The organism is Okeanomitos corallinicola TIOX110, assembly GCF_038050375.1.
In the GTDB taxonomy this organism is placed as follows: domain Bacteria; phylum Cyanobacteriota; class Cyanobacteriia; order Cyanobacteriales; family Nostocaceae; genus Okeanomitos; species Okeanomitos corallinicola.
In genome coordinates, this window is record NZ_CP150886.1 from 3409090 (window position 1) to 3426133 (window position 17044).

Here is a 17044-nt window from a genome sequence, read left to right on the forward strand (position 1 = left end):
TCTATTATCTAATAGAAAAGCTGTATATAAATTTAGTGTTTTCCTCATACTTATTTTATGGAATCTTCATCATTTTTGACAATTAACGACGAACAAATAGAACTTTCTCAAGTAGTTAAGTATTTACAAGTATCCGGTAAACTCAATCAGTTTATTAGCGATGTTTTGCGTCAATACATTTTAGAACAAGAAATAGCAACTAGAAATGATATAGATGTCAGTACAGCACTGATTGAACAATCAATAATTGATTTTCGGTTAAAAAATCAACTCACAGATGCTGAAAAGTTCCAAGCATGGTTACAAAATAACGGGAGTGACTATGCAACATTTTACGAATCTGTTACCTTTAGTTTCAAATTAGAAAAACTCAAAGCGGTAATTACCGAACCAAAACTACCAGAATATTTCATTGAAAGAAAAATTTATTTAGATAGAGTGATACTTTCTCGAATCATGGTTGATAACCGTGAATTAGCTGAAGAATTACACACTCAAATTGAAGAAGGAAGTAGTTTTGAACAGTTAGCAAAAGAATATTCCTTAGCTGATGAAAAAACCTTTAACGGTATGATGGGTCCTATTAGTCGGGGTAGTTTACCTGATATTTTACGAGCGCCCATAGATGCTGTCAACCCTGGACAATTGATAGGACCAATAGAACTAGAAGGACGTTTTAGTTTATTTAGATTAGAAGGTATCATACCAGCATCTTTAGAAAACAATCAACTCAAACAATCACTACAAACAGAACTATTTGAAAAATGGATAGGGGAGAAAATTCAAAACCTGACAGTAAAATTACAAGTAAATTAACTATTCCAAATTGTCAATTGAATCATCAATCAAATTATCAAAATTTACCAATAAATGTGTTAGATGCTTTACCTTGGGAACAACCGCCATTATCCTGGTTGAATACTGAAGAACAATCAGAATTAAAAAACCAATTAGAAGTTTGTAAATATCAACTTGGGGAAAAAATTTGGACACAAGAAACGGGAGAATATCAGTTTTTTATTATTACTGGTAAAGTCCGGTTACGAAATCAAAATAGTCAACCTATCGCTACGTTAGAGGATGGAGACTGGTTTGGAAACTTACAACCTTTATTTACTAATTGTAAAGCAGTAGCTGCGAGTAAAGAAGTTGTAGTTGTGTATTGGAATTCATCACTTTGGAATAATTTTCAAAATCCTCAAATTGATGAATTTTGGCATGATAAAGGTGACAGAAAACAGGTAATAAGTGAGAGAGAAAATATAGAACCAGAGGAAGAAAATTTTTCCTTACAAACTACATCTTCTTCACTTTCACCATCTCCTCCTAAACCTGTAATTTCTGACTATCCTTTTATCATTAGTGCAAATACTGCTGCTGCTTGTTTAACAATGATGGCGCAATATTTAAACAATGGTGTCCAACTGGAATGGGTACAACGTCAACTACGGGGACAAAGACCCAAAAATGTCATAGAAACCGCAGAAAAATTAGGTTTATCCCTGCGTAAATTACAGGTAAGTTGGCAAGAATTAAGACAGTTATCTTTTCCAGCTTTATTACAATGGAATTCTGAAGGAATTAATAATTGGGTTGTTAGCTATGGGATGAAAGGTAATTGTTTAATTATTGCCAATCCTCTCAATACTGAATGTGAATATTTAACCCAATCCGTAGTAGAATCCTGTTGGGATGGTCAACTATGGCAATGTGAATTAATTTCTAAACAGGAGAAATTTAATCTTTCTTGGTTCACTCCCGCAGTTTGGAAATACCGTAAATTATTAAGTGAGGTATTACTCGCTTCTTTCACTTTACAATTGCTGGGTTTAACTTCACCATTAATTACCCAAGTTATCATTGATAAAGTTATGGTGCAAGAGAGTTTAGCAACTCTTGATGTCATGGCCATAGCTTTATTATTAGTTGCTGTTTTTGAATCTCTTCTGGGTATCCTCAGACTTTTCATTTTTACCCACACTGCACGACGTTTAGATTTGAGTTTATCCGCTCAACTTTTCCGTCATTTAATGCGTTTACCCCTAGCTTATTTTGAATCTCGCAGAGTTGGAGATACAGTCGCTAGAGTTCAAGAATTAGAACAAATTCGTCAATTTTTAACAGGTACAGCTTTAACAGTAATTCTTGATAGTATCTTTGCTATTGTCTACCTGGGATTGATGTTTTATTACAACATTCCTTTAACCTTTGTAGCTTTAGCTGTTCTCCCATTATTTGCGATTTTAACAATTGTTGCTACTCCGATTTTAAGAAATTGGTTAAACCAAACCTTTAACCGCAGTGCTGACAGTCAATCATTTTTAGTAGAGACTATTACAGGGATTCATTCTGTTAAAGCTCATGCTGCTGAACCTGTTGCTAGAGAACGCTGGGAAGGTTTATTTGCTCGGTTTATTAGAACTGGTTTTAAAGCCTCGACAACATCAAATATTAGTAGTAACATTGGTGATTTTCTCACTAATTTTTCTACTTTATTAATCCTTTGGTTTGGTGCAAGATTGGTAATAGATAATCAAATTACAGTTGGGCAATTAATCGCCTTTCAAATGTTGTCAGGGCGAGTTACTGGGCCATTACTAAGGTTAGTACAGTTATGGCAAAATCTGCAACAAGTCCTCCTTTCAGTTGATAGAATTGGTGATATTCTCAATGCTGCACCAGAAGCAGAAGCAGGAACAGGTTTAGTATTACCACCCCTCAAAGGTGAAGTTAATTTTGAACAGGTTTTCTTTCGTTATAGTCCTAACACTGAACCTGTACTAAAAGGAATTTCCTTTGATGTTCAACCAGGGCAATTTGTAGGAATTGTGGGACGCAGTGGTTCTGGAAAAAGCACCCTTTCTAAATTGTTGCAAAGACTTTATCAAATTGAATCAGGCAGAATTTTAATTGATGGTTTTGACCTCAAAAGTTGTGATTTAGCATCTTTAAGACAGCAAATTTCTGTAGTTCTCCAAGAAGACTTTTTATTTAATGGTTCAATTTTGGAAAACATCAGTTTAGGAAATCCTGATATCACTGCTGAACAAGTTGTAGAAGCTGCAAGATTAGCAGTAGCACACGATTTTATTAGTCAATTACCATTAGGTTACGAAAACAATGTTGGTGAAAGAGGTACAGCTTTATCTGGTGGACAAAGACAACGGATAGCTTTAGCAAGACTGTTTCTTTCCACCGCACCAATTTTGATTTTAGATGAAGCTACCAGTGCTTTAGATAGTGAAACAGAACAGCAAGTATTAAAAAATTTGCAGACAGTTTCTGCTAACCGCACCGTGTTTTTAATTGCTCATCGTTTTGCACCTTTAAAACGTGCAGATTTAATTTTGGTGATGGAAAAAGGTATCGTTGCAGAAAGGGGTACACACGCAGAGTTATTACAACAAAAGGGTTTATACTGGTCACTTTATCAACGACAACAGATGAATATTTAAAACAAAAGACGTTCCATCGGAACGTCCTGTTAATTTGCTATTTATTCAGTCACAATTTGTTGGCTAAAACCTATTTATTCCAGTTCTAAAACTTTTTGAGTATTTTCACGACGACGCTGTTCTTTCTGTTCATACTCAGCTACACAGCTACCTTTTTCTACCATTACACAACTGAGATAATTGGTAATTTCTATTAAACCCGCTCTCAGTGCTTTCGCTACAGGTGCTTTATTACTGGTTTGTTTATCACCACCAACATAAACACCGAAAAGACCTACAGAACCAGCACTACTTTCTGATTCACTAGTAGCGCGTCCTTCAATTGTGCGTGCATATACTACTTCAGCGGTAGTAGAATCTACAACACGTAAGTCAATAGCTACATAGGCTTTTTGCTTGTTTTGACGATTACCACCACCAAAACTTAAAGGGCCTAAACGCAAACCACCAATGCTTGCACCACTAGATTCTTCCTCAACACCATCTTCATAGGATGTCACCTTACCTAAAATAATATATTTCGCACCTGTGAGTTCTCCTTTTTTCGCTGCGGTTTCTTTGCGAACTAAACCTAATTCAGCAAGTTCTTGTTCGGAAATTACCTCTCCTAATTTCTGTCGCTCAACAACGGTAAATTTACCTGTTGATGTTAATTCGTTACTTAAAGCATCCGCTAACTGCTTAGATGTACCATTCTGCCACCACCACCAGGTAGTCTCATTTTTAAAGTCTGGTACGGAAATGGTGAGTTTTTCTTGTGCAAATGCACTAATGCTACCGAGAGATAAACTCAGAGTTACTGTTGCTAACGCTATTGCGGTGTGATTAGTTAAGCGCTGATAAAAAGACAAAGTTTTCATAAGTATGGTGATTGTCAACAGAAAGCAATTGGTTTGTATTCAAGTTCAACGACTTATTTTATACCAAAAAAAGTTAAATTGGCATGAAAAAACAACTGATAACAGATTTGGGTGCAGTGAGGTACACAACTAAACCTACAAGTCTTGACTGGAAAGCATTTAAAAGCTAGATGATAACCGCTAAAAACCAAAAGTTGCTATATGTTAATTATTGTTAATATTGACTAAGTGAAAAATTACCTAATAAGTAGTCGTGCAAAATAAATTTCATATTTAGGGAAGGTGACAGGTGACAGGTGACAGACAAGAGATACAGAGATTTCTATTGTTTTCCCAAATGTGCAATTAATTTTGCCCAGGTACTTAAAAACTTAAATTAAAACTTATGATTTTTCTAAAAATTTTATAGTTTTTGATTGCAAAAATCTGTCATTACCTGTGTAGAAAATTAAGTTTAAGTCTAAACTCCAGAAGGTTACACACCGCTAAACTACAGCGCACCAGATAGTAAGCATGGTAGTGGTACACGTTAAGTAGATTTCCACCAATGATGATTTTGAATCATGGTGTGTACTTGCCAATCGGGAGCAGATTGGGGATAATCTGAGCGATAATGTCCACCTCTGCTTTCAGTTCTAAAAGCTGCACTTTTGAGAATTAAATAAGCTACATCTAATAAATTTTGTGTTTCTGCCCAAAGACGTAATAGTTTATCAATATCAGCTAAATTGAAACTAGCAACCTCTCCAGGACGTAAACTTTGCAAAAATTGACTTAAAGGTAAATTTGCAAAATCCTGTTGCCAAGATGTTATATTGGCGATCGCTTCCTCTAAACTAGATTTTTCTCTACAAATACCCGCACTTTGCCAAACTACACGGGGTACATTTTCCCGCAAATCTTCCAGATATACCCGTTGATGTTGCCATTCATCATCTGATAAAACACAGGCAACAGACTCAGATGAAAATGGTAATTCTGTTTGCGATGTATGCAAAACCTGCTCTTGTAAATCAGCAGTTTGCGCTCCAAATACAATACATTCCAACAGAGAATTACTCGCTAAACGGTTCGCTCCATGCACTCCCGTACTAGCAGTTTCTCCCACCGCATACAAACCAGGAATATTCGTCCGATTTTGTAAATCTGCCAGCACACCACCCATCCAATAATGAGCCGCAGGAGCTACAGGTACAGGTTGATGAAAAACATCAACACCCCAATGTTGACAGACTTGAATAATATTAGGAAAACGTTGACGAATTTTATCAGCAGGAATAGGACGCATATCTAACCAGACATGGGCGGTAGCCAAATCCTCGGCAGTATTTTGTAAATGACTAAAAATTGCTCTACTCACCACATCTCGCGGTGCAAGTTCACCCGCTGGGTCATAGTCAAACGCAAAACGGCGCCCTTTGTCATCAACTAAATGCGCTCCTTCACCCCTCACCGCTTCACTAATTAAAAATCGCCCTGGTTTAACTAAAGCTGTCGGGTGAAATTGCACAAATTCTAAATCACGTAAAATCGCTCCAGCCCGCCAAGCAATAGCTACTCCATCCCCCGTACTCACTGCCGGGTTAGTAGTTTGGGCAAATACTTGACCACCGCCACCAGTTGCTAGTACCACCGCACCAGCTTTTATCCATGTCACTTGACCTTGATAAAACAGGCTAATTCCTTCACATTTACCTGTTTGAGGTTCTATCCATAGAGATAATGCTAAAGCTTGCTGGATTACTTGGATATTTTGACGACGTAATACTTGGGCTGTGAGAGTTGTAGTTACCTCTCTACCAGTGGTATCAGCTGCATGGAGAACCCGATGGCGGGAATGGGCAGCTTCTAAAGTTAACGCCAGGGAATTACCATGACGATCAAAAGCTACACCCAAGTTAACTAGAGATTGAATACAATTAGGGGCTTGTTGGGCTAAAAATTCTACGGCTTGCACATCACACAAACCAGCCCCAGCTTTTAAAGTATCTTCAATATGTAGTTTAGGTGAATCTTCGGGAGCGACAGCAGCAGCAATACCCCCTTGCGCCCAGTCACTAGCTGATAAAGTAACAGTTTCTTTAGTAATTAAGCCTACGTGCAAAGATTCTGGTAGACACAGTGCTGTGTATAGTCCAGCCGCACCAGCACCGACTACTACAACATCAAATTGGTTAGGAATATCTAATAAGTTCAAGGAGTTCAAAAGTCAGGGGGTGATGGGGAGAGTGGGAGATGGGTAATGGGGAGATGGGGAGGTGTCAATTCAAAATTCAAAAGTCAAAATTAAGAACTTTTTTACCTATGCCCCATGCCCTATGCCCCATGCCCAATTAACAAAATGGGTTATCTATAGATACCGTTGTTATAACGATCATCTCCTTCGTTAAATTCGGATGATTGTTCTGTCACAGTTAAGTTATCTCTATTGGCTTCTAAAGTCTTTTTCTGGCGCTCGCTCAAACCAGGGATATTGAATACATCTTCTACCTCTTTGTAGGGAGCATTTTGGATAATTTTACTAGCTAAGTTAGGATACATCCCTGGATACTCTCTAAAAGCAGCAATATTGGTATTATTCAAATCAATCTTTTTACCGAATTCTGTTCCTAGTTTCGCATCTGCTTTATTTTGACGTGCAACAGCCATTACAGGAACTTGCTGCCAATTCAAGCTACTAAAACTCGCAGCTTGGGCAGTTTGGCTTGTTCCTAACCATCCCCAACAGCCAATTAACAAACTAAAAACAGTTAATAAACGTACTAATCCTTTCACGATTTTCTACCTCTTTCCATCAATACAGAAATAAAATTTTTCAACTACAGGCTGTCAGCTATCGGTATAACTAAGAAGTATAAAGTAATCATTTCATACCACTGAATATCTCAAGGTTTCATGTATTACTGGTTGCTTCTGACTTGATACTCTGGTTAATAGCTGATAGCTGAATCAACACACAGCAGTCATCACAAACTAATATACAACTTAGTGAACTTTCCAACTTAGCTGTACTAGAAGTTGATACTTGGGTAATAATCTGCCATTACCATGTTAGGGATTTTTTTTAAACTTTAATTTGTAAACATTTATTACTAATTTTTGCCTATTCGTAGATAGGAATTTTAAGCAAGAATCGCCGCTACTAAAAACAGACTATCTACTAAAATTGTACTCAAAACTGCGCCACTGAAGGCGTACCAATGACGTTCTTGTTTACCTAAAGTAGCTAATCCCACCGTTAATAATGCTAAAGCCAACACCATCGCCCAGCTTTCACCCCAAGGTGTTTGTACTTGAAATAAGGCATTTTTTAAGATTTGTGAAGCTCCATCGGCATCGCTTCTCATAATCTGCCGCCAGTATGGCATTAAGTCTACTAGGTAAAAATATAAATCCGTTAAAGCAGTACCAAACAAAGAACCTAGATAAAACCAGTTACCGACTTTACCCCAGTTTCTAGACAGACACCAAATTGCAAAGGGTAGGCCAATAGCTTCTATCGGTAAGTGAAACAGCGGTTCCCAACGTAACCAACCCCAATAAATCGCCCCTGTTAGCCAACTCCAGCTAAAGCCTAACAGTAAATCCCCCCACAGATAGGTTTGAGGGCGTGACATTAATCTTAAACTCAGCCAAATCCAAAACCCTGTAATCACTACACTTATTGTAGGTAGCGATCGCACCAATGGCGCTTCTATAAAAACCGGCACAGATACCAAAAACACCGCCGCTGCAAACACTAACCAACTTTGTTTAGCAATTTTGGTAGTTGGTAAAGAAGGCGATAACGAAAGACTAGATTCTAACTCATTAATACCTATTGGCTGATTAGCAATAGTATCTAAATCAGTTTCAATAGAAGATGTAGCAGTAGTGTAGGATGTCAACGTATTATTAATCAAAGTTTTTAATATTTGTTACTAAACTTTACTTATCTACAATATCACACCATTAAATCCCCCCCAGGGGCATATTGATTATACATCATTTTTGGAATTAGGAGATGAGGATCTGAGGTGTTGTCCAGAAAAACATATCTAAACAGCGGATTAAGTTAGATAATTTGCTAGAATTACGAATCCATTTTGGGAGTATGGTTAATGGCGATAATATTAGAAGTAAATAGTATAAATTTACTATCATCTCAACTACTAACCGTGGCAGAAAACACAGACAAACTGACCCCGGAATGGCTGCAAGCATTTATATTAGGTATTGTCCAAGGGATTACAGAATTTTTGCCCATCAGTAGTACAGCACATCTGTTAATTGTCACCAAAGTATTAGGTTGGAAAGAACTAGGTGCAAAAGATTTTGTAGATGCGATTCAATTCGGTAGTGTCATCGCCATACTCTGGTATTTTTGGGCTTTAATTTCCAGTATTGTCAAAGGTGCAATCAAAGCCTTCAAAACCAAAGACTGGGAAAGCGAAGAATGGAAAATTATGGTAGGTATTGCCGTGGGTACAATGCCAGCCTTAATTTTTGGTTTTTTATTGAAAGATGTTCTACCTGATGCTCCCTTAATTATTGCTATAATGTCAGTCGTCATGGCGATTTTATTGGGATTAGCAGAGAAAATTGGCACTCGTAAACGTGGTTTCGATGCCTTGCAGATTAAGGATGGTATATTAGTAGGATTAGGACAAACTCTAGCTTTAATTCCTGGAGCTTCCCGTTCTGGTTCAACCTTAACCACAGCCTTATTTTTAGGTTTAGAAAGAGATACAGCCGCCAAGTTTTCATTTTTGTTAGGGTTTCCCACCTTAACTGTAGCTACTCTCTATAAAAGTCTGAAGATTTTTAAGCTGTTTCAAGCAGGACAATTACCAGATAATATAGTTTTACTATTAGTAATTGGGATTGTTTCCACCTTTATTTTTTCTTACCTATCAATCGCATTTTTAATTCGCTATTTACAGACCAAAAATACCTTTGTATTTGTTTGGTACAGACTAGCTTTTGGTATAGCTATTTTATTAGCGATCGCCAACGGTTGGCAAGAATAATTTTTGAGGAGTTCAAGGAGTCAGAAAAAGAGGGGGAGAAGGGGAGAGTGGGTGACGGGGTGAAGAAATTTATCTAACTATCAACTACCCACTATCACCTATCAACTATCAACTACCAACTATGATTATTAACCCTGCTAAAATTACTAAAGTTATCCCCGCATCAATTGCTGAAGAAATTGGCTTTGAAGCTGGTGATGCAATTGTCGCTATTAACGGCACAAAACCAAGAGATTTAATAGACTATCAATTTTTATGTGCAGATGAAATTTTAGAACTAGAAGTATTAGATACTCGTGGTAAAACCCATCATATTGAAATCGAAAAAGACTATGATGACGACTTGGGTTTAGAATTTGAAACTGCCTTATTTGATGGTTTAATTCAATGTAATAATCATTGTCCCTTTTGCTTTATAGATCAACAACCACCAGGGAAAAGATCGAGTTTATATTTCAAAGATGATGATTATCGTTTGAGTTTTTTATATGGTTCTTATTTAACCTTAACTAACTTACCCGAAAAAGAATGGCAACGCATCGAACAAATGCGACTATCACCCCTTTATGTTTCCGTTCATGCTACAGAACCAGAAATCAGAATTAGACTCTTAAAAAATCAACGTGCAGGGCAGATATTAGAACAGATAAAATGGTTTCAAGCCAGACGTTTACAGATTCATGCCCAAGTCGTTGTTTGTCCTGGTATTAATGATGGTGAACATCTAGAAAAAACCCTCAGAGACTTAACATCTTTTCACACAGGAGACATCCCCGCAGTTGCATCAATAGCAGTTGTTCCTGTTGGTTTAACAAGATTTCGTCCCCAAGAAGATGAACTGATTCCTGTAACCAGAGAAAAAGCCAAAGAAGTAATTAATCAAGTAAAATTACTCTGTCAAGAATTTAAGCAAAAATTTGATTCTAGTGTGGCTTGGTTAGCCGATGAATGGTTTTTAATAGCCGGGGAAGAATTACCGAGTGAAGCCGAATATGAAGAATATCCGCAAATCGCCAATGGTGTAGGTTCAATTCGTCTATTTATTAAACAGTTTACCCATGCAGCCCAGGAATTATTGCCAGCGAAAATAGCCACTCCCAAAAAATTAACTTGGGTGGTAGGTAACGCAGTAGAAACAGCATTTCAACCCTTGGTAGAACAGTTAAATAAAGTAGAGGGATTAGAAGTAAATATAAGAGCTTTATATAGTGATTATTGGGGACAAAATATTAGTGTGACAGGATTATTAACTGGACATGATTTATTATTTCACTTAAAAGGACAAGATTTAGGAGCGGGAATTTTATTACCTCAAGTAATGCTTAAACATGGGGAATTAATATTCTTAGATGATATGAGCGTTGCAGATGTATCTAAACAACTAAATACCGTAATATTGCCGGTTGCGGACGTTGAAGATTTGATGAATACTTGTTGTCAGTAAAGGTTTAGCACTTCTAAAACCTGAAAGTTAGTTGTCAGTCGTACATTACTAAACATCAATGATTAACAACATTAAATTACCAACTCAACTTACATCAAAAATGTTGAGCTTATTGTGTTTACATTTGAATTTATTGATTTTCAATGGGTTGGTAATTTTTCCCACTAATGCAGCCACAAAAACAGGAAAACTGAACATCACAAAAAGTCAGGTTAGTCTTCAGGAAAATACTGTAAATCCTTTAACAAACAGCATCCCTGAAATTACAGCGCAGAATTTTCAAGAAGATATTGATTTATTACAAACAAAATTCAAATTAGATGTTGTCCCAAATTCTAATTTACCTATTAGTAGTAAAGATGCAATTGCTTTACAACAAGAATTAATAAACTTGATTGGTAGAGTTGAAAGCTCTCATTTAGCAGCTTTAGTTAGTAGGGGAAAAAACAGCCAGACTAGCAGTAGTAGAAATGTGAAATCATCTCATTCAAGCACAGATTCTAGTTTAGAAGAAACTCTAGCTCAAGCTAGGGAAGTTGTAAAGAATATCCCCGTTTTAATTGCTAAAAAAAATTATGCCTTAGTCCGTCAGCAGTGGTTCAGAACAAAATTAGAGTTATGGAAACAGTTTCCTATTAATCAGAGAATAGCTCAACCAGAAACTCGCTCAGTTTGGTTAGATAGAGGAACAATTGTTAGTGCCAAAAATGAAGAGGGTTTAAAAAAAGTTTTTGATCGTTTGGCACAGGCAGGAATTAATACAGTATTTTTTGAAACTGTGAACGCTAGTTATACTATTTATCCTAGCAAAGTTGCGCCGGCACAAAACCCTTTAATTAAAGATTGGGATCCCCTAGCATCAGCGGTGAAATTAGCTCATGCTAGAGGCATGGAATTACACGCTTGGGTGTGGGTTTTTGCTGCTGGTAATACTCGTCATAATCAAATTATTGGTGCTGATGCTAATTATCCTGGGCCTGTATTAGCAGCTAATCCTGATTGGGCAAATTATGATCAAAAGGGGCGGATGATTCCCATTGGTCAAACTAAGCCTTTTTTAGATCCCGCTAATTCTGAAGTCAGGGAATATTTATTAAATTTGTACACAGAAATAGTCACTCGTTATCAAGTTGATGGTATACAACTAGACTATATTCGTTATCCTTTTCAAGATCCCTTTGTCGGTAGAACCTATGGTTATGGTCAAGCAGCAAGGGAGAAATTTAAACAACAAACTGGAATAGATCCAGTTAATATTAATCCTCGTCAGCGACAGTTGTGGCATAAATGGACGGCTTTTCGGACGGAACAAGTTAATAGTTTTGTGGCTGAAGTTGCCCAAATGTTGCGAGCCAAAAAATCGAGTTTAATTTTGTCCGTGGCGGTGTTTCCGTTGGGAGAATATGAACGAGTCCAAAAAATCCAACAGCATTGGGAAGTTTGGGCTAGAAGGGGGGATATAGATTTAATTGTGCCAATGACCTATGCGTTGGATACTCCCCGCTTTCAAAAATTAGCCCAACCTTGGATTAATTCTCGTAAATTAGGTTCTACTTTATTAGTTCCAGGGATTCGTTTATTATCTTTACCTACTTTGGGTGCTTTTGATCAATTGCAACTACTCAGAGATTTACCTGTGAGTGGTTATGCTTTGTTTGCTGTTGATAATTTTAATGATGAGTTAGATCAGTTATTGAGTAGCACTCAAGGAAAGGTGCAACGTTCTTATGTTGAACCTATTCCCCAGCGTCAGCCATTTAGAACTGCGGCTTTTCGCTTTGCGGCTTTACGACAGGAATGGCAGTTTTTACAAGCAAATGATCAACAATTTCTCAAGTCTGTCATAGCAAATGCTGACTTGAAGAATGAATCTCAAAAGGTACAAAATGCCCTGAATAAATTGGCAGCTTTACCTTCTGCGAGTCATTTTATCAGTGCAAGAGGAGAACTGGCGCGTTTTCAGGTTAAGTTTAAAACCTTAATGAGTTCAGTAGCTGAGGAAGATCCCTATCGAATTAGAGTTTGGGAAAATAAGATTTCAACTATAGAAAGATTATTACGTTATGGTGAAAGGAAAGTATTAAAAGTAAAAGGTTAAAAAACTCAAGTTTTAGATACAGCAGCTAACAGCTATCAGCAGTTGGTTATCAAGCCCCTTGATTTTCAGAGGGAACAGGAAAAACTCATGTTTAAAAACATGAAATTGAAATAATGACACTGTTTTTTTAAATGATCTTTAAACTCAGCACTAAAATTTCTTATCTGTTCCCTGTTCCCTTCTTTTGTATTGATATGCAATCTGCTGTAATTGATATTTGGGAGATATCTTGAACTTAATATGCAAGCTTCATCAGACTATTTCAGCATAAAAAATTTAGAGTCAATTATTGATGATTCACCACTTACAATTGCACCTGAAACACCTGTGTTAGATGCGATCGCCATGATGGCTAAGTATGCCAAAGGTATATTAATCACATCAGACTCCCAGCTATTAGGATACTTAACACAACAAGATATAGTAGATTTGGTTGCTTCTGCCAGGAATTTAAACAACACCACCACAACTGAAGTAATGCGGACTCCTGTGATGCAAATACAACTTCAGGCAGAGAATTTTTTAGTCAAAGTTACATCTTTATTGCATGAATCTCAGTTCAAGTTATTTGCTGTAGTTGATGAACAAGGAAAACTGCAAGGAACAATCACCCCGGAGAGTCTTTGTTTGGCGATCGCACCATTAGCACAAACAATAACTGATTGTCAGGTCAAAGAAAATCAACTGCGGCAATCTCAACAGATGTTGCAATTAATCATGGATACTGTTCCCCATTATATTTTTTGGAAAGATATCAATTCTCGCTTTCTGAGTTGTAATCGTAAATTTGCCCAAATGGTAGGTTATGAAAATTCAGCAGACATAGTTGGTAAAACTGATGATGATTTAATTGCCAATCCAGAAATCGCAGAATTTTATCGTGCTTATGATGATGCGGTAATGCAAAATAATCAGCCAGAATGTAATCGGATTACTCATCAAATACAAGCTGATGGTAGTCAGATGTGGTTAGAAACTAACAAAGTCCCCCTGCTAAATACCCAAGGACAAGTCATAGGTATGTTGGGAACAATGGAAGATATTACAGAAAGAGTGCGATCGCAAACAGCTTTAGAAAAAAGTGACCAGAAATATCAGCAAATTACTCAACTTTCCCCAGTCGGTATCTTTCGTTGTGATTCTCAAGGTAACTATCTCTACGTCAATAATCGCTGGCACGAAATTACAGGATTAACACCCTCATCTGCAATGGGTTTAGGTTGGTTAGAAGCAGTGTATCCCGAAGACCGAGAGGGCATTATTCAGGAATTTTTAGCATCTGTCCTGGAAAATCGTCCTTTTCGCTCAGAATATCGGTTGTTATGTGTTGACGGTACAGCGACTTGGGTATTAGGTCAAGCTGTTGCAGAATTGATGACAGAGGAAAAAGTTATTACTTACCTTGGTACATTCACAGATATTACTGATTATAAACAAGTAGAATTAGCACTGGCAGAAAAAGTAAAATTAGCAGACCTACGCACAAAAATTGATGCTATTCTCACCCAGTCAGAAAACTTAATCGCCATGATGCGTGGCTGTACCGATATTTTAGTTGAACATCTAGAGGTTTCCTTTGCTCGACTCTGGACACTAAACCCAGAAACACAAATTCTAGAACTTCAAGTTAGCTCTGGTATTTATATCCACATCAATGGTTGTCATAGTCATATAGCAGTTGGTAGGTTAAAAATAGGCTTAATTGCCGCCCAAGGTCAACCTCACTGTACCAACTCTTTAGAAAACGATCCTTATATTAATAATAAAGAATGGGCAAAAAGAGAAGGAATGAAATCCTTTGCTGGCTATCCATTAATTGTAGAAGGGGAAATAATTGGAGTCATAGCTATGTTTTCCCAAAAAACAATGACAGCAGAAGCTTTTACCGCCTTGGGAATAGTTGCCAACGAAATAGCAATTGGCATTAAACGTAAACAAACAGAATCTGCACTCAGAGAGAGTGAAGAACGTTTTCGTAACTTAGTAGAAACCAGTAGTGATTGCATCTGGGAGATAGATGTAAATGGAACTTATACCTACGTTAGCCCTAACATTAAAGAAATTTTAGGTTATCAACAACAAGAACTACTAGGAAAAACCGCTTTTGATCTGATGCCACCAGCAGAAGCAGAACGGTTCAATAAGATATTAAAAGCGATTTTTACAGATAGAAAACCCTTTAAATATCTAGAAAAGATTAATCTGCACAAAGATGGTCATTTAGTAGTTTTAGAAACTAGCGGTGTACCCAGATTGAATTCAGAAGGTGAATTTTGGGGATATCGGGGTATCGCCAGAGATATTACAGAACGTAAATCAGTAGAAAAATCTTTACTCAGGCTACAAAAAGCTATAGAAAGTACCAGTGATGCTATTAGTATTACAGATATTACAGGTCAAGCTATTTATGTTAATCCTGCCTTTATAGAAATATTTGATTATACAGAAAGTCAATTAAATAACTGTGGTGGAATGGAAGCAAATTTTCGCAACAAACAGTTATTTAAAATCATATTTAATACGGTTCAAAAAGGTCAATCTTGGCGTGGTGAAGTGGCTATGAAGACTCGGAACGGAGAAGATGTACAGATTGATTTGCGTACAGATGCTATTACAGATAGCAGGGGAAATATAGTTTCATTCGTAAGTATTTATACAGATATAACGCAGCGGAAAATAATTGAAGAAGGACTAAGACTCAGAGATAGAGCAATGGCAGCAACTAGGAATGGAGTCGTTATTGCTGATGTCACCACACCAGGAAACCCAATTATATATGTCAATTCTGGCTTTGAAAATATCACAGGTTACACAGCGGCTGAAGCTCTGGGTCAAGATTTTCCTTTATTTCAAGATATTGAAATTAATCAGCAAGCTTTGCTGAGATTAAAAACCGCAATGGAAACTGGAAAAGACTGTACGGTTATCCTGCATAATTATAGTCAACATAGTAACTTGTTGTGGCATGAATTAAATATTTCACCAGTATATGATGTCTATGGTTCTCTTACACACTACATTGGCATTCAAACTGATATTACAGAACATAAACAAACAGAAATAGAATTATTAATTAGTCAACAAAGATTGCAATATTTATTAACTGCTAGTCCAGCAGTTATTTATACCAGAAAAACCAAGGACGATTTTGGCGCTATTTTTATCAGTAATAATATTGAATCTATGGTAGGTTATGAAGCCCAGGAATTTTTAACATATTCTGAATTTTGGCACAGTCATATTCATCCTGATGATGCACCATCCGTAATGAGAGAGCTATCGCAAGTTTTAGAAAAAAATGAGTATAGCTTGGAATATCGCTTTTTACACCAAGATGGTAGATATCGCTGGGTATATGATCAGGGAAAAGTCGTCTGGGATGAGTTTGGCAACCCTTTAGAACTGGTTGGTTACTGGGCAGATATTACAAATCGTAAACAGTTAGAACAAGAGCTAATCATCGCATTGGAGAAAGAGAAAGAACTCAACGAGTTAAAATCCCGCTTTATCTCCATGACTTCCCACGAGTTTCGTACACCTTTAAGTACCATTCTTTCATCGGCGGAGTTGTTAGAACACTATCGTTATAAATGGAGCGAAGATAAACAATTAACCCATTTACACAGAATTGAAACTGCTGTTCACAGAATGACCGAAATGCTAGATGATATTTTAGTTAGTGGTAAAGCAGAAGCAGGAAAACTTGAATATAGACCCATATCATTAGATTTGGTGCAATATTGCCATCAATTAGTAGAAGAAGTGAAGTTAAATGTGAAAAATCAGCACTTCATATCTTTTAGTAGTGAAGATAAGTCTATCTGCTGTTATATGGATGATAAATTGTTAGGACATATTTTTACTAACTTACTTTCTAATGCCATTAAATATTCTGCGGATAATACTCTAGTCAAATTTACGTTAGTTTGTCATGATAAACAAGCAATATTTGAAATTGAAGATCAAGGAATCGGTATTCCTGAAGAAGATTTACCACATTTATTTGAATCTTTTTATCGTGCTAGAAATGTTGGTAATATCTTAGGTACTGGATTAGGTCTGGCAATTGTTAAAAAATGTGTAGATATTTATCAAGGAGAAATTTATGTAACAAGTAATCTCGGACTAGGTACAAAATTTACCGTTAAAATACCATTAAAAAAAAATGAATTATGAGG

Annotated in this window: 9 protein-coding genes and 1 pseudogene; 6 read left to right on the plus strand and 4 right to left on the minus strand. The window is 36.8% G+C overall.

All coding sequences use genetic code 11. The features are described from left to right. Positions 1-57: 57 nt before the first annotated feature. The gene (locus WJM97_RS14820; protein ID WP_353929565.1) at positions 58-816 is read left to right on the plus strand and encodes a peptidylprolyl isomerase; all 759 of its coding nucleotides are present in this window, start codon (positions 58-60) and stop codon (positions 814-816) included. Next, positions 765-3455 (plus strand): peptidase domain-containing ABC transporter, encoded by a 2691-nt coding sequence (locus WJM97_RS14825; RefSeq protein ID WP_353929566.1) that lies wholly within the window; start codon positions 765-767, stop codon positions 3453-3455. The genes WJM97_RS14820 and WJM97_RS14825 overlap by 52 nt, the downstream gene beginning before the upstream one ends. 74 nt (positions 3456-3529) lie before the next feature. Here the strand turns inward: WJM97_RS14825 and WJM97_RS14830 are convergent, their stop codons facing one another. From WJM97_RS14830 to WJM97_RS14845, 4 genes are all read right to left on the minus strand, one after another. Beyond that, on the minus strand, positions 3530-4315 hold the full coding sequence (locus tag WJM97_RS14830) for a CsgG/HfaB family protein (protein ID WP_353929567.1): 786 nt from the start codon (positions 4313-4315) through the stop codon (positions 3530-3532). 529 nt (positions 4316-4844) lie between these two features. Next, positions 4845-6512, minus strand: a complete 1668-nt coding sequence (gene nadB, locus WJM97_RS14835; RefSeq protein WP_353933178.1) for an L-aspartate oxidase — start codon at positions 6510-6512, stop codon at positions 4845-4847. A gap of 149 nt (positions 6513-6661) precedes the next feature. Next, positions 6662-7090 carry a photosystem II complex extrinsic protein PsbU gene (psbU, locus tag WJM97_RS14840; protein WP_353929568.1) on the minus strand — a complete coding sequence of 143 codons (429 nt, stop codon included), beginning with the start codon at positions 7088-7090 and terminating at the stop codon, positions 6662-6664. 347 nt (positions 7091-7437) lie between these two features. Next, a complete protein-coding gene (locus WJM97_RS14845) occupies positions 7438-8217 on the minus strand; it encodes a DUF3120 domain-containing protein (RefSeq protein WP_353929569.1) in 780 nt (259 codons plus the stop codon). Between the two features lie 198 nt (positions 8218-8415). On the opposite strand from WJM97_RS14845, the gene WJM97_RS14850 reads away from it, so the two are divergent. The 4 genes and pseudogenes from WJM97_RS14850 (at position 8416) to WJM97_RS14865 (ending at position 17042) form a co-directional block, all read left to right on the plus strand. Further along, positions 8416-9324, plus strand: a complete 909-nt coding sequence (locus WJM97_RS14850) for an undecaprenyl-diphosphate phosphatase (RefSeq protein WP_353929570.1) — start codon at positions 8416-8418, stop codon at positions 9322-9324. Between the two features lie 121 nt (positions 9325-9445). Next, complete coding sequence (locus WJM97_RS14855) at positions 9446-10768, plus strand: TIGR03279 family radical SAM protein (protein WP_353929571.1); 1323 nt, start codon at positions 9446-9448, stop codon at positions 10766-10768. 271 nt (positions 10769-11039) lie between these two features. Next, a pseudogene (locus tag WJM97_RS14860) lies at positions 11040-12866 on the plus strand (family 10 glycosylhydrolase); the annotation flags it as partial. Between the two features lie 240 nt (positions 12867-13106). Continuing rightward, positions 13107-17042, plus strand: coding sequence for a PAS domain S-box protein (locus tag WJM97_RS14865; RefSeq protein ID WP_353929572.1), 3936 nt, complete (start codon positions 13107-13109; stop codon positions 17040-17042). Positions 17043-17044 lie beyond the last annotated feature (2 nt).

Excerpts from the sequence above, each read along its gene's own strand:
- WJM97_RS14820 (WP_353929565.1), top strand. The coding sequence starts at position 58 with ATGGAATCTTCATCATTTTTGACAATTAACGACGAACAAATAGAACTT.
- WJM97_RS14825 (WP_353929566.1), top strand. The coding sequence starts at position 765 with ATGGATAGGGGAGAAAATTCAAAACCTGACAGTAAAATTACAAGTAAA.
- WJM97_RS14830 (WP_353929567.1), bottom strand. The coding sequence starts at position 4,315 with ATGAAAACTTTGTCTTTTTATCAGCGCTTAACTAATCACACCGCAATA.
- WJM97_RS14850 (WP_353929570.1), top strand. The coding sequence starts at position 8,416 with ATGGCGATAATATTAGAAGTAAATAGTATAAATTTACTATCATCTCAA.
- WJM97_RS14855 (WP_353929571.1), top strand. The coding sequence starts at position 9,446 with ATGATTATTAACCCTGCTAAAATTACTAAAGTTATCCCCGCATCAATT.
- WJM97_RS14865 (WP_353929572.1), top strand. The coding sequence starts at position 13,107 with ATGCAAGCTTCATCAGACTATTTCAGCATAAAAAATTTAGAGTCAATT.